Source organism: Corynebacterium maris DSM 45190 (genome assembly GCF_000442645.1).
Classification (GTDB): Bacteria; Actinomycetota; Actinomycetes; order Mycobacteriales; family Mycobacteriaceae; genus Corynebacterium; species Corynebacterium maris.
Map to the genome: position 1 here is coordinate 1,792,581 of NC_021915.1, position 13,687 is coordinate 1,806,267.

The window sequence follows — 13,687 nt, forward strand, 5'->3', positions numbered from 1 at the left end:
GCTTTACTCCTGTCCTGTCGCGGGGCCGGCGGACGCCGGTTCCTGGGCGTGCGGCGCGGGTCGCGCCTGGGGGTGCTGCGGGAGCTGGTCCTCGCGGGATTCCCGGGGCTCCGGGGTCGCGTCCCGCTCATGGGGCTGAGGCTTGATGGCCCGCAGGTTGATCACCTGGCTGCCGCGGGAGCCTTCGCCGGCGATGTCGTAACCGGTTTCGCGGTGCTGCAGACGATCGATGCCTTCCAGCTCGGTTCTCTTGTCGACGCGCCAGCCCATCACAGCCTTGAGGAGCAGGGCGATGATCAGGGTGACGGCCCCGGAGAAGACCATGGCGACGATCGCGATGACCGCCTGGACGATCAGCAGAAGCCAGCCGTCCGCTCCCCCGCCGGTGAAGACGCCGGTGTCGGTGGAGACGAAGGCCAGGCCGACGGTGCCCCACAGGCCGGCGACCAGGTGGACTCCGACGACGTCGAGGGAGTCATCGAACCCGAAGCGAAACTTCAGGCTGATGGCCCAGGAGGCGAGGCCGCCACCGATCAGGCCGAGCAGCAGGGCGCCGAGCGGGTGGACGTCGCCGGCGGCCGGGGTGATGGTGACCAGCCCGGCCACGACGCCGGAAGCGGCGCCGAGGGAGGTGCCGCCGCCGAAGCGCAGGCGCTCGACCAGGAGCCAGCCGAGCATCGCGGCGGCGGTGGCGACGGTCGTGTTCAGCCAGGCCATCCCCGCCAACCCATCGGCGGCGAAAGCGGAGCCGCCGTTGAAGCCGAACCAGCCGAACCACAGGAGGGCGGCGCCGAGCATGACCAGCGGGAGGTTGTGCGGGCGGTTGATGCCCGTCGGGAAGGTGCGGCGCGTTCCGACGACCAGGGCCAGGACCAGGGCTGCGGTGCCGGCGGAGATGTGGACCACGGTGCCGCCGGCGAAGTCGATCGGAGCGATGGTGGCCTCTCCGTCAGTGACGCCGAACATCCAGGCTGCGAGGGAGCTTTCACTGTGAGAGAGGAGGCCGCCGCCCCATACCATGTGGGCGAGCGGGAAGTAGGCGAAGGTCACCCACAGGCCGGAGAAGACCAGCCAGGTGGAGAACTTCACGCGCTCGGCGAGGGCGCCGGAGATGATGGCCGTGGAGATCACGGCGAAGGTCAGTTGGAACGCGACGTCGATGACGTTGGCGTAGCCGGACTCGCCGACGAGGTAATTCCCGTCGGCGTCGACGACTGCGTCGCGGAGTCCGAAAAACTCCAGCGGGTTGGCGACGATCCCGGCCCAGGACTGGGTGCCGTAGGACATCGACCAGCCCCACAGGATATAGACCAAGGCGACGACGCCGAGGGCGCCGAAAGACATCATCATCATGTTGAGGGCGGCACGGCGCGAGGTCATGCCGCCGTAGAACATCGCGAGGGCGGGGGTCATCAGGAGCACTAGAGAGGCGGACGTCAACATCCAGCCTGCGTTGCCGGAGGCAATCATGGTTTCTTCGGGGCTCATCTTCGACCCTCCTTCATTCTCATTCGGTTTTCTGCCTGTCGGCTTCGATGCCAACAAACAAACAGTACGTCCGGTTTGTTAGCGCCGGAAAGGGCGGCCGGGCATTTTAAATCATGCGGTCACCCTCATATAGGGGAAACCTTTTTGAGAACGAGAAAGGCGCCCACCATGGCCAATGCCCCGGTGAGCGCCCAAAAATCAGGGACCGCGAATTTAGCCCAGCAGGGCGTCGACGAACCCCTCGATCTCGAAGGGGGCGAGGTCGTCCGACCCCTCACCCAGGCCGACGAGCTTGACCGGTACGCCGAGCTCCTCCTGCACCTGGAAGACGATGCCGCCCTTGGCGGTGCCGTCCAGCTTGGTCAGCACCACGCCGGTGATGTCCACCACTTCAGCGAACACGCGCGCCTGAGTCAGGCCGTTCTGGCCGACCGTCGCGTCGAGCACCAGCAGCACCTCGTCCACGTTCGACTTCTTCTCCACGACGCGCTTGACCTTGCCCAGCTGGTCCATCAGGCCCGTGGCGGTGTGCAGGCGGCCTGCGGTGTCGACGAGCACGACGTCGGCCTGCTGCTCCACGCCCTTGGCCACCGCGTCGAAGGCGACGGACGCCGGGTCCGCCCCTTCGGCGCCACGCACCGTGGTCGCGCCGACGCGGCGGCCCCAGGTCTCCAGCTGGTCCGCCGCCGCGGCGCGGAAGGTGTCCGCCGCGCCGAGCACCACCGTCGAGCCCATGGACACCAGCACGCGGGCGAGCTTGCCGGTCGTGGTGGTTTTGCCGGTGCCGTTGACGCCGACGACGAGGATGACGGCGGGTTTGCCCTCGAAAGGCAGGGCCCTGATGGAGCGGTCCATCTCCGGGCGACCGGCCTCGATGAGGGTTTCCCGCAGCATCGCGCGGGCCTCGTCCTCCGAGGCCACGCCGCGTTCCGCGATCTTGTCGCGCAGGGAGTCGGTGACCTTCATGGTCAACGTGGCGCCCAGGTCCGCCATGATCAGCGTGTCCTCGATCTCCTCCCAGGCGTCTTCGTCGAGGTCACCGGCGGTCAGGATGCCCAACAAGCCCTGCCCGATGGCGTTCTGGGAGCGGGAGAGGCGTCCGCGGAGTCGGCCGATGCGGCCGGAGACGGGGTCGATTTCGTCGATCGGTTCGGCCGGTTCCGGGGACTGCTCCGGCTCGGTGGGAACCGGGGTCTGTGCACGCGCGCTTTCCGCCACGTCAGCCGTCACTGCGGCGATGCCGGCGGCCTCTTCGGCTTCCTCGACGATCTCCGGCTCTTCGGCGACCGGCGCCTCACTGACGGTCTCCTCGACGATCTCCGGCTCTTCGGTGACCGCTTCCTCCACGACCGGCTCCTCCGCCACCGCCCCCTCCGTGGAGACCTTCTCCGGGGCAGAGCTCGTGTCCGTGCCTGTGTCGGATGAGACCTCTTCGGCGACGTCGGCCGTGTCCTCGGAGACGGTGACGTCTCGTTCCTCGGAATCATCTTCGGCGTCGGGGCCGGTGGTGGCGGCTGTTGCTGCGGCACCTGCCACCCCACTGGCGCCCGCGGCGGCTGCGGCGCCGGCCGCAGACAGCTTCTCCTGCTCCGAATCCGTCTTGTCGGCGGCGGTTTCGGCAGGCTTTTCGGTGGCCTTAGGCTTCGGCTGATCCTTGCCGACCGCCGGCTTCTGCATCTCCGGCTCGGTGGCGGCCGGCACGGGCTCCGCCCGAGTGGAACCGCCCGGCGTCGACGGCGTGGCCGGCCGCTCAGGCTGCGCCTGCTCCGTCGGCTTCTCCTCGGCCGGGGGCTGCGCCATCTTCGGCTGCTCCGAGGCCTTCGGTTCCACCGGCTCCGCCGGCGCGGCGGATTCGGGGGCCGACGGCTCAGGGTGCGGCGGTTGGGCCATCTTCGGCTCGGTGGGAGCGGCCGGCGGGGCCTTCTCCACCGGTTCCGCCGGTGCGGCGGCCGCGAAATTGAAGCCGCCCTGGGCTTGGTAATTGCCCGACTTTTCCTCTTGCGTCAGCTGTTTCGGTTCTTCCTTCTTCTCGAAGCTGACGGTCTTTGACTCTTTGCGCTTGTTGCCGGCGACGATGACGACGATTCCCACCACAATGAGAACGACGACGATGATCGCGACGATAGTCCAGATAAGGGTTGCGTCCATGCTCCCAACAGTGCCACCATCGTCTACGAAAATCACGCTGAACATGCAGGTTTATGCGGAATCCGGGGCTTGTCCCGCCTGATTCAACCGCTGACTGAGCACCCGGGTCACGCCGTCGCCGCGCATCGTCACGCCGTAGAGCACGTTGGCGATGTCCATGGTCGGCTTCTGGTGCGTGATCACGATCAGCTGCGAGTCCTTACGCATCTCGTCGAACAAGGCGATGAGCCGGCGCAGGTTGACGTCGTCCAAGGCGGCCTCCACCTCGTCCATGACATAGAACGGGCTGGGCCGAGCGCGGAAGATCGCGACGAGAAACGCCAGCGCCGTGAGAGACTTCTCACCGCCGGAAAGCAAGGACAGACGCTTGACTTTCTTGCCTGGCGGGCGGGCTTCGACCTCGATGCCGGTGGCCAGCAGGTCCTCCGGCTCCGTGAGGATCAACCGTCCCTCGCCGCCCGGGAAGAGGGTGTCGAAGACGGCGGGGAATTCCCTCTCCACGTCCCGCCACGCCTCGGTGAACAGGTGCAAAATCTGGGCGTCGACGTTCTCGATCACGTCCGACAGGTCCGCGCGTGCCTGGACCACGTCGTCCAGCTGCGTCGACAGGAATTCATGGCGCTCCTCCAGCGCCCGATACTCTTCCAGCGCGAGCGGGTTGACCTTGCCCAGGGAGCGCAGGTCTTTTTCCGCCTGCTTCAGGCGCGCCTCCTGCTCCGCCCGGTCAAAGCCCTCATCCGGGGAATAGTCGGCCAGCAGATCCGCGATGGGGACGCCGAGCTGTTCGACGATCTTCGCCTCCGCCTCGTCGATGCGCACCTGCGCCTGCGATTTCGCGATCTCGGAGGCGTGCGCGGTGTCCGTCAACCTCCCCGCCCGCTGACGGGCGGCGGAGACCGTGTTTTTCGCCTGCCCCAACGCTGCGGTGACCTGTGCCTTCTGGTCGTTGAGACGGTCATGTTCGGCGGTGGCGCGCTCCAGGGCGTCGGCGACGCGCGCGGCGATGTCGCGGGCGTGCTTTTCGACGGCCGCCGCCAGCTCTCCGGCCAGCCGCCGACGTTGCATCGCGTGCTCATGGCGGTTCTTCGCCTCCCGCTCGTGCGCGGCCTGACGGCGCAGCCCGTCCCCCTTGCCGGCGGATTGCGCGGCTCGGTCCGCGGCGCTGCGGGCGGCGAGGTTCGCCTCCATCTCCATGGCCTTTACCTGGCTCAGCGCCGCTGCAGTCTGATCGCGCTCTGCGGTGGACGCCTCTTGCGGGGCGTCCGAGTCCCCGACGCGGGCCATGCGGTCCCGCACGTCGGCGAGTTCGCCGCGCAACTGCGCCACGTGCTCGTCGGCGCCGGCGGAGCGCTCCACCGCGCGGGCGTATTCGGCCTCGTTGACCTCGTGCTGCTTGACCAGTCGACCGTGTTCACGCTGCCAGGCGTCCACCTCAGCGTCGTGCTCGCGCAGGGCCGCGGTGGTGGCGGCGGCATTGATCCGGGCGTCTTCCGCGGCTTGTTTGGCCCCGGCCACAGTGCCGGCCAAGTCCTCCCGCTCTGCGCGGGCGGCGGTCAGCTTCGTGTGGGCGGCGGAGATCTGGGCGGTGACCTCCACGGCCGTGGACACGCCGGAACCGGCGGCCACCCACCCCTCGCCCACCAGCGTTCCGTCGCGAGTGACCGCCCGCAGGCGGGGATCCTCAGCCACCACCTCTCGGGCCTGGGTGAGGTCGCCCGTGAGCACGACGTCGGCGAGCAGACGGGTGACGGGCCCTACGACCGCGTCGTCGACGCGCACGTGATCGAGCAACCATCCTGTACCCGCCGGCAGACCCGTGTCCAGTCTCCACCCTTGCCCCTGGGTGGTGTTGTCCACTAGGACGGTGCGGGAAGCGTCGGCGAGCGCCGCGACGTCCTCGCCGCTCAGCACGCCGCTCAGCGCGGAGGCGTGCGCCCCCAGCGCCGCGGCCAGCGCCCGTTCCAACCCGGCGTCGGCACGCACGGACTCCGCCAACGGCGCCCATGCCCCGTCCAGCAGCTCGGCGGCGTCGACCTTGGGCGCGGACTCCGTCAGCGTCTCAATGCGCGACGACAACGAGTAGACGGTGCGCTCGCGCTGGCGCTGCTCCTCCTGGAGCTGTTCCAGACGCGCCTCCGCGGCCTGGGATTCGACGCCGGCCTGCGCCTGCGCCCCCTCCAACGGTGCTCGGCCTCCCTGCAGCTCGGTGAGTTTCTCGGCCACCTCCTGCGCCTGGGCCTGCGCCAGGCGGGTGCGCTCCAACGTGTCCGCGAGCGTCTCCCCCTGCCGCGCAATCTGCTCCTCCACGGCGACGATCTGCTCTGCTAGGGACTCCTCCCGGGCCAACAGCCGCACCACACCTTCGCGGCGATCCGCGATGGCCCGCACCTGCGCCCGGTGCTCCGCTTCCGCCTCGTCGTGCGCCTCTTGCCGGTCGGCGACCTCCTCGCGTAGCACCTCCAGCTGTTCCGCCGCCTCCTCGGCCGCGGCGAGCAACTCCTCGTGGTCTTCGTCGGCCAGTGTGGCGCGGCGTTCCAGCTCGTCCGGGTCGGGCCCGCTGTAGGCCACGGCGTCGCCGACGCTGCCGGCGCGTTCCGCGGCGATGCGAGACGTCGCGGAAACGCGTTCGGCCAACGTCGACAAGCGGAACCACAGCTGCTGGGCGGCCTCCACCCGTGGGCTGAGCTCCTCCAACCGGCCCTCCAGCTCCACCTGGACGGCGGTGGATTCCTCCAGCTCCGCGGTGACCTCGGCGACCCGCTCCGCCAGCACGGTGGCGTTATGGGCGACGTCGTCAAGCTGGCGGCGCAACCGGACGACCCGGTCGCCGGCCAGCTGCAGCCGGGCGTCGCGCAGGTCGGCCTGCACGGTGGCCGCCCGCGTCGCGGCCTCTGCCTGCCGGGCCAGGGGCTTGAGCTGCTTGCCCAACTCATCGGTCAGGTCGCGGAGGCGATCCAGGTTGGCTTGCATGCCCTGCAGCTTGCGCTGCGCCTTTTCCTTGCGCCGTCGGTGCTTGAGTACCCCGGCCGCCTCCTCGATGAACGAGCGCCGCTCCTCCGGCTTCGAGTCGAGGATCTCACCGAGCTTGTTCTGGCCGACGATGATGTGCATTTCGCGCCCGATGCCCGAGTCGCTGAGCAGCTCCTGGATGTCCATCAGCCGGGCCTTGGCCCCGTTGATCTCGTACTCGCTGGCGCCGTCACGGAACATCCGCCGCGTGACAGACACTTCGGTGTAGTCGATGGGCAGCTGCTGATCCCGGTTGTCGATGGTCAAGGTGACCTCGGCGCGCCCCAGCGGCTTACGTTCCCCGCCGCCGGCGAAGATGACGTCCTGCATCTTTCCGCCGCGCAGGTTCTTGGCGCCCTGATCGCCCATCACCCAACGCAGGGCGTCGACGATATTCGACTTTCCGGATCCGTTCGGTCCGACGATCGCGCAGATTCCGGGCTCGAACTTCAGGCTCGTCGCCGACGCGAAAGACTTGAATCCTTTGAGGGTCAGGGCTTTCAGATACACCCGAACAGCATATCGACCCCCTCACCGGCGCCCGAAGCCGGTCTCTCCCTTCGGCTGCGCCCACTGCGTCACGACGGTGTCCACGCGCCCGGGCCGGGCGGTCGTGGAAGGTTCCTCCTCCAGCAGCGTCAACAGTCGGCGCACCTGGGATTCGGGCCCTTCGGCGACGACCTCGACGCGACCGTCACGCAGGTTGCTGGCGTGCCCGGCCAACTCCAATTCCAACGCCTGGGAGCGGACCCACCACCGAAACCCCACGCCCTGGACGTGGCCGTGAACGAACGCGGTCATGCGAGTATCTGTCATGGCTCCCCGACTTTAGTGGAACATCGGGTCAGCGGCACCCGAGTCCGCAGCCAGATACGGCCCGCCCGGATAATGCTGCCGGGAACGGGCCGGGCGGCACCGACGGACCGCCTTCCCCACCAGCGTGTCCACCGCATCAAGGATCAACAGCAGCGCCACCCCGGCCGCGATGAACGCGACGACGGAAACGACGATTGTCATCGAGCCACCCCCTCACCGGGTCTACAGATGTCGTGCCGACAGCTTAACCGCGACGCTCCCGCAGCGCGGCCAGCCGTTCAGGGGCGTGACGGGTGGCCGGATCCGTGCCGTCCCAACATTCGACGTTGGGCAGCTCCGGCAGCATGTCGCGGTGGAAGACGGGATCCAGGCCGAGTTTCTTCTGCGCCGCGTAGTTCTTCAGCAGCTTGATCGCCACTCCCCCGAGCGGGACGACGGCGACCAAGTTGATCACCACCATCGTGCCCGCGAACGTGTCGCCGAGGTTCCACACCAGCGCCAACGAACCGATCGCGCCGACGAAGACGAACGCGACGACGAGCAGGCGGTAGACGGTCATCCACGCCGTCGAGCCGGTGAGGTACTGGATGTTGGCCTGGGCGAGGTAGTAGTTGCCGATGATCGAGCTGAAGGCCAGGAAGAAGAGGATGAAGGTGACGAAGTGGACGCCCCAGCCACCGACGGAGGCGGCGAGGGCCTCCTGCGTGAACGACGCCCCGGCGACCTCGACGCCGTACTCCGGCTGCGGACCCAACAGGATGATGAACGCCGTGATCGAGCAGACCAGCAAGGTGTCGAAGTACACGCCGAGGGTCTGCACCAGCCCCTGCTTGACCGGATGCGACACAGTGGCGGTGGCCGCGGCGTTCGGGGCGGAGCCTTCGCCCGCCTCGTTGGAGAACAGGCCGCGGCGCATGCCGTGCATGAAGGCCGCGCCGACCGTGGCGCCCGCGATCTCCTGGATGCCGAGCGCGTGGGTGACGATGTCCGCGATCATCCCCGGCACCTCGGAGAAGTTCAGCGCCACGACCAGCACGCCGACGATGATGTAGGCGCCGGCCATGAACGGCACGATGATCTGGGTGACGCTGGCGATGCGCTGTAGTCCGCCGAAGATGATCCCGGCGGTCAGCAGCGCGATGACCGCGCCGACCAGCGCGCGAAAGCCCAGGGAGTCCTGCTGCAGAGACGTGCCCAGCGCCTCGACGATGGAGTTGGTCTGGATGGCGTTGTACACCAGCCCGTAAGTGATCGAGATGGCCACGGCGAAGATGACCGCCAGCCACTTCCACCCCAGGCCACGGGTCATGTAATAGGCCGGGCCGCCGCGGTAGGCGTCGCCCTCCGGCGTTTTCCACAACTGCGCGAGGGTGGACTCGATGAAGGCGGTCGCCCCGCCGAGCAGGGCGATCATCCACATCCAGAAGACGGCGCCGGGGCCGCCGATGCTGATCGCCAGGGCGACGCCGGCCACGTTGCCGGTGCCCACGCGCGAGGCCGCGGAGATGGTGAAGGCCTTGAACGCGGAAATGTTGCCCGCACCTGCGGTGGGTTCGGCGACCGCGCGGAACATGTCGGGAACGTAGCGGATCTGCACCACAATGGTGCGGATTCCAAAGTAGACGCCCGCCCCGATGAGCAAAAACGGGATCACGGACCAGAGATAACCGTTGACGGTGTCCGCGAGAAATGACTCGATCGCTTCCATGAAGAAAAGATACGCCCCTCCCGCACCACCAGCCAACGTCGCTGGTCACTTAACCCCCGGGCACCCCCGCCAGAGGCCGCGCACCAGGCGCTACCCCGTCTGGCAGGCCGGGCAATAATGCGTCGACCGGTTTTGGAAGGACACCCGGTGAATCGGGCCGCCACAGCGAGGGCACGGTTCGCCTTCCTGGCCGTAGACATTCAGCGAGCGCGAGAAATACCCCGAGGCGCCGTTGACGTTGACGTACAGTGCGTCGAAGCTGGTTCCGCCCGCCGCCAAGGCTTTGCGCATGACCTCCTCGGCCGCCGCCAACAGCGCCACCGCGTCACGCTGTCGCAGACTCGACGCCTTGCGCGTGGGTTTGATCCCGGCCAACCACAAGGATTCATCCGCGTAAATGTTGCCGATCCCGGAGACGATCTCCTGATTGAGCAACACCGTCTTCACCGGCGACGACGACCGACGCATCCGCCGGGCGACGGCCACGGCGTCGAAGTCGCCCTCCAGCGGGTCCTTGGCGATGTGCCGTACCGGCTGTGGCACGCCCTCCACCATCGGCGTATACAGCCACCGGCCGAAAGTGCGTTGATCCACGAACGCCAACTCCACCGGCTCCCCCGCCGGATCCGTCAGCTCCGCACGGATGCGCAGATGCCGCGACGTGCACGCCCCCGGCGCACCGACGAGCATCTGCCCGCTCATTCCCAGGTGCACGAACAAGGCGTGCTCCTGGTCCAGCTCCAGCCAGAGGTACTTTCCGCGGCGGCGCAGCGCGCGGACCGTCGCTCCGGACAACAGGTGTTCCAGCGGGGTGTCCTGACCCCGGTTGGCGCGCGGGTGCAGCACTTCCACGTCGTCGAAGCGGGCGTGGAGAATGTGTGCTTCCAGGCCGCTGCGGACGACCTCGACTTCAGGCAGCTCAGGCACTGCCGGCCACCTGTTCCGGGTGCTCACGCAGCCACAGGAAGGCGACGCGGGCGGCTTCCTGCTCGGCGAGTTTTTTGCTGCCGCCGACGCCCTGCCCCAGCGTCCGGTCCCCGACGGTGGCCTGGGCCGTGAAAATCAGGTCGTGCTCCGGGCCTTCGGTGGTGGCGGAATACACGGGCATGGGCGCCTTGAGTTCGGCGAGCCGCTCCTGCAGGGCAGTCTTCCAGTCGATGTGGCGTCCCTGGGAGGAGGCGGTGTCGATCTTTTCTTTGAACAGCCGCAAGATGACGTCACGGGCGGCCTCGAAGCCGTGCTCCAAGTAAATGGCGCCGAAGAGCGCCTCCGTGGTGTCGGCGAGGATGGATCCTTTGTCACGGCCGTCAGTGGCGAGCTCGCCTTTGCCCAGCAGAATGTGAGCGCCCAGGCCGATGTCGCGGGCGACGTCGGCGAGCCCGTACCGGGAGACGATGGAGGCGCGCATCTTCGAGATGTCCGACTCCGGACGCGACGGGTATTGCGCGTAGAGCTGGCTGGCCACGGACAACCCCAGGACCGCGTCGCCGAGGAACTCCAGGCGTTCGTTGTTCGGCAGGGTGCCGTTTTCGTTGGCGAAGGAGCGGTGCGTCAGCGCCAGGCGCAGATAATCGTCGCTGAGGGCGACGCCGAGTCGGGCCAACAGCGGGGCGTGGTCGACGGCGGCGTAGGCCGCGGCGAGCGCTTCCGGCCCGGTCAGCTTCTTCTTTTTGGAACGGCTCACAGGAACTTTTCCAGACCCGCCCACCGCGGATCCACCCTTTCCTCCTCGGGCTGTTCGCCGGAAACCCCGTCCGGGGCGGGCACGCCAGTGGCCTGGTTGTCGCAGCCACCTTCGCAGGTGGGGTTGAACGGCAGGCTGAGCACGGCTTCGTCGATGACGGTCTGCTCGAGGTCGATCTCGTTGGCCTCGTTGACCTGCGGGACGTCTTCTTCCTCGTCTTCGGCCTCATCGCCGCCGACGAAGTCGTCCTCGAGGGAAAACACCTGGCTGACGTGCAGGTTCAAATCTCGGTTCAGGTCGCGGAGGCAGCGCACGCACTGTCCGCTGAGCTGGGCGGTGACGTCGGCGTCGACGAGGATGCCGGAGCCGAGCATGGTCAGGTCAGCTGCGAGGGTGACCTCCGCCCCTTCCTCGACGGCGATCATTTCGTTGCCGATGCGAGAGGGCGAGGGGCCGACCTGGGTGCGGTGCTCGGGCATGCCGGCGGCACCTTGGTGGAGCAGTTCGGAAACGTTGAAAACGAACGGTGATTTCATAACGGTTCTGAGCTTACCCGTCCGCCTCAGGGAATGCGTATACCGTGCTAGTCCTCGTAGTTCTCAGTGCGCGGGCGACGGGTGCGGGGGCGGCGCTCCACGCGTTCGCGGGGTTGATAGCCCGCCCCGGTCACCCCGGTCGTTCCGGTCGGCTGGCCGACGCCGGCGCCGCGGCGCAGCGCCGCCCGATCAGAGGTGACGGTGCGCAAAATACCGGTCAGGGATTCTTCGAACTCGCCGAGCTTGCCGTCGACGAAGGTGTCCGCCTCGTTGCGCAACCGGTCGGATTCGGCGTGGGCGGAGTCGACGATGCGGTGGGCCTCTTCGTCGGCGCGGCGCACGACCTCGGACTCGTCGACCAATCGGGCCTGTTCTGCGACGCCCTCGTTGACGCTGCGTTCGTAGGAGGCGTTGCCTTCGGAGACCAATCGGTCCGCTTCGGCCTGTGCGTTCGCGAGGGTGCGGTCGGCCTGGTCCTCGGCCTGCGCGACGGCGTTGGTGGCGTGGGTCTGCGCGTTGCCCACGATCGCCTCAGCCTCGTTGTGGGCGTCGGTGACGATGTCTTGTGCCTGTCGGTCGGCGTCCTCGACGGTGACGCGGGCGCGCTCCTCGGCGGCGGCGATGATCTCGTCCTGCTGGTCCAGGACGTCCTGCGCGTTGTCCAGGTCGATGGGCAGCGCGTTGCGGAGATCATCGAGCAGGGCGAGCATCTCGTTGCGCGGAACCATGCAGTTGGAGGTCATGGGCACGCCGTAGGCCTGCTCCACGGTCTGGACTAGTTCGTCGAGTGACTCAAAAACGCGGTACATGCGGACAAGCGTACCTTCCGCATCGCCGCCACGACCGGGAAACCGGGCGGCGTGTCAACGACGTCCCTCTCCCTCCCGGCCAGCGCACAGGTGCAGCACAGTGAGATTATTAACGTGGGGCACACGGGGTCGTGCGCATTTCGCTGGCTCCCGACTCCCGACCCGACGTGTGGCTCGCCGTCGGCGGCGCTGGTCCCAGTCATCGGGAAGCGGGCGTTTCGGTTGCTCCCGCCGACCTGTGAAACAGCTGACCCTGCCACCAATTAGGCTGGAGGACGCACGTCGCGACATATCGAGCACGCGTGGTGAAGGGAATGACGCACATGGGTGAGCAAAGACGACAGGCCGCACTGGATGCGATGAACGTCCTGGACACCCTTCCCGATGAACGGGTCGACCGTGTCACCCGTCTGGCGAAAGAAATATTCGGCGTCCCGATGGTGGCCGTCAATCTCATCGACCGCGATCGACAGTGGTCCAAGTCCCGCGTCGGACTGCCCGCCACGGAGGTGCCGCGGGAGGTGTCGTTTTGTCAGCACACCGTGGAGCGTAACGCCGCCTTCGTGGTCGAGGACACGACCACATCCGCCGAACTCGCCGATCACCCCGCCGTCGTGAACGAGCCGGGACTGCGTTTCTACGCCGGCCACCCGGTGCACTCGCCGGACGGACAACCGGTCGGGGCGTTGTGTCTGATCGACACCGAACCGCGCACCTTCAGCGAACGTCAGCGCGAACTGTTGCGCGACATGGCCCATTGGATCGAGATTGAGCTCGGCCGCGACCAGCAGATCGAAGAAATCGACGCCGCCCGGCGCCTGACCGTCCCTCCCGCCTGGCCGCCCGTCCCGGGTTACACGATCGCCGCCGACTCCACCGCCCATTTGGGTCTGGCCGGGGATTTCTACGACGTGACGACGCTGCCCGGCGCCGTGCGGGTGACCCTCGCCGACGTCATGGGCTCCGGCATTGGGCCGGCGCTGGTCGCCGCCGGGGTGCGGGCGTCGTTACGCACGGAACCTTCCCGTCCGGTGGGGCAGGCGATGGCGGAGGTCGACCGCCTCCTGATCGAGGACTTTCGCGACCTCGACATGTTCGTCACCGCCGTGCACGCCGACATCGAACTCGCCACCGGGAAGATGGAGCTCATCGACGCCGGTCACGGCCTCGCCTTCATCATCTGCCGCGACGGATCGTGGCAACCGCTCCGGTCCCGGGGCCTGCCGCTGGGCATGGATGCGGGCGACGCCGAAGCCTGCGCGGCCGTGACCGCCACGCTGGAACCCGGGGACCACTTCGTCTGCTGCAGCGACGGGCTTCTCGACGTCCTCGACCCCGCCGACCCGTTCGGGCACGTGGAGCGCACCATCCGCAAATTCGGCCCGGAACGGGCCGTCGCCCTAGTGCAAGACCTCGCATACGACGAACGCGCCACGGACGACATCACCGTCGTCGTCGTCAGGAGAGACCGGTGACCGCGCGCTTTCTC

Annotated in this window: 11 protein-coding genes; 1 reads left to right on the plus strand and 10 read right to left on the minus strand. The window is 67.9% G+C overall.

Features of this window, described 5'->3' with window-relative positions; genetic code table 11:
• Positions 1 to 3 precede the first annotated feature (3 nt).
• The 10 genes from B841_RS08455 to B841_RS08500 all read right to left on the minus strand — a co-directional run bounded on the left by B841_RS08455 (position 4) and on the right by B841_RS08500 (position 12,198).
• Positions 4 to 1,488 carry an ammonium transporter gene (locus B841_RS08455; RefSeq protein WP_020935074.1) on the minus strand — a complete coding sequence of 495 codons (1,485 nt, stop codon included), beginning with the start codon at positions 1,486 to 1,488 and terminating at the stop codon, positions 4 to 6.
• Between the two features lie 213 nt (positions 1,489 to 1,701).
• Positions 1,702 to 3,636, minus strand: coding sequence for a signal recognition particle-docking protein FtsY (gene ftsY, locus B841_RS08460; RefSeq protein WP_020935075.1), 1,935 nt, complete (start codon positions 3,634 to 3,636; stop codon positions 1,702 to 1,704).
• Between the two features lie 51 nt (positions 3,637 to 3,687).
• Positions 3,688 to 7,155 carry a chromosome segregation protein SMC gene (smc, locus tag B841_RS08465; RefSeq protein WP_020935076.1) on the minus strand — a complete coding sequence of 1,156 codons (3,468 nt, stop codon included), beginning with the start codon at positions 7,153 to 7,155 and terminating at the stop codon, positions 3,688 to 3,690.
• Between the two features lie 21 nt (positions 7,156 to 7,176).
• Complete coding sequence (locus tag B841_RS08470; RefSeq protein ID WP_041631840.1) at positions 7,177 to 7,461, minus strand: acylphosphatase; 285 nt, start codon at positions 7,459 to 7,461, stop codon at positions 7,177 to 7,179.
• A 12-nt stretch (positions 7,462 to 7,473) separates the two neighbouring features.
• Complete coding sequence (locus tag B841_RS08475) at positions 7,474 to 7,662, minus strand: hypothetical protein (protein WP_020935078.1); 189 nt, start codon at positions 7,660 to 7,662, stop codon at positions 7,474 to 7,476.
• A gap of 43 nt (positions 7,663 to 7,705) precedes the next feature.
• Complete coding sequence (locus B841_RS08480; protein WP_020935079.1) at positions 7,706 to 9,169, minus strand: alanine/glycine:cation symporter family protein; 1,464 nt, start codon at positions 9,167 to 9,169, stop codon at positions 7,706 to 7,708.
• Positions 9,170 to 9,259: 90 nt separating this feature from the next.
• Positions 9,260 to 10,096 (minus strand): bifunctional DNA-formamidopyrimidine glycosylase/DNA-(apurinic or apyrimidinic site) lyase, encoded by an 837-nt coding sequence (mutM, locus tag B841_RS08485; RefSeq protein ID WP_020935080.1) that lies wholly within the window; start codon positions 10,094 to 10,096, stop codon positions 9,260 to 9,262.
• Positions 10,089 to 10,853 (minus strand): ribonuclease III, encoded by a 765-nt coding sequence (gene rnc, locus B841_RS08490; protein ID WP_020935081.1) that lies wholly within the window; start codon positions 10,851 to 10,853, stop codon positions 10,089 to 10,091. The genes mutM and rnc overlap by 8 nt, the downstream gene beginning before the upstream one ends.
• The gene (locus B841_RS08495; protein ID WP_020935082.1) at positions 10,850 to 11,389 is read right to left on the minus strand and encodes a YceD family protein; all 540 of its coding nucleotides are present in this window, start codon (positions 11,387 to 11,389) and stop codon (positions 10,850 to 10,852) included. Before B841_RS08495 ends, rnc begins: the two co-directional genes overlap by 4 nt.
• Positions 11,390 to 11,436: 47 nt before the next feature.
• Positions 11,437 to 12,198 (minus strand): DivIVA domain-containing protein, encoded by a 762-nt coding sequence (locus B841_RS08500; protein ID WP_020935083.1) that lies wholly within the window; start codon positions 12,196 to 12,198, stop codon positions 11,437 to 11,439.
• A gap of 323 nt (positions 12,199 to 12,521) precedes the next feature.
• On the opposite strand from B841_RS08500, the gene B841_RS08505 reads away from it, so the two are divergent.
• Positions 12,522 to 13,673: a PP2C family protein-serine/threonine phosphatase gene (locus B841_RS08505; RefSeq protein ID WP_052337744.1), complete on the plus strand. Its 1,152-nt coding sequence runs from the start codon at positions 12,522 to 12,524 to the stop codon at positions 13,671 to 13,673.
• Positions 13,674 to 13,687 lie beyond the last annotated feature (14 nt).

Bases quoted from the DNA above. Each gene is read 5' to 3' on its own strand.
- B841_RS08455 (WP_020935074.1), bottom strand. From the start codon at position 1,488: ATGAGCCCCGAAGAAACCATGATTGCCTCCGGCAACGCAGGCTGGATG.
- ftsY (WP_020935075.1), bottom strand. From the start codon at position 3,636: ATGGACGCAACCCTTATCTGGACTATCGTCGCGATCATCGTCGTCGTT.
- B841_RS08470 (WP_041631840.1), bottom strand. From the start codon at position 7,461: ATGACAGATACTCGCATGACCGCGTTCGTTCACGGCCACGTCCAGGGC.
- B841_RS08475 (WP_020935078.1), bottom strand. From the start codon at position 7,662: ATGACAATCGTCGTTTCCGTCGTCGCGTTCATCGCGGCCGGGGTGGCG.
- B841_RS08480 (WP_020935079.1), bottom strand. From the start codon at position 9,169: ATGGAAGCGATCGAGTCATTTCTCGCGGACACCGTCAACGGTTATCTC.
- B841_RS08495 (WP_020935082.1), bottom strand. From the start codon at position 11,389: ATGAAATCACCGTTCGTTTTCAACGTTTCCGAACTGCTCCACCAAGGT.
- B841_RS08500 (WP_020935083.1), bottom strand. From the start codon at position 12,198: ATGTACCGCGTTTTTGAGTCACTCGACGAACTAGTCCAGACCGTGGAG.
- B841_RS08505 (WP_052337744.1), top strand. From the start codon at position 12,522: ATGGGTGAGCAAAGACGACAGGCCGCACTGGATGCGATGAACGTCCTG.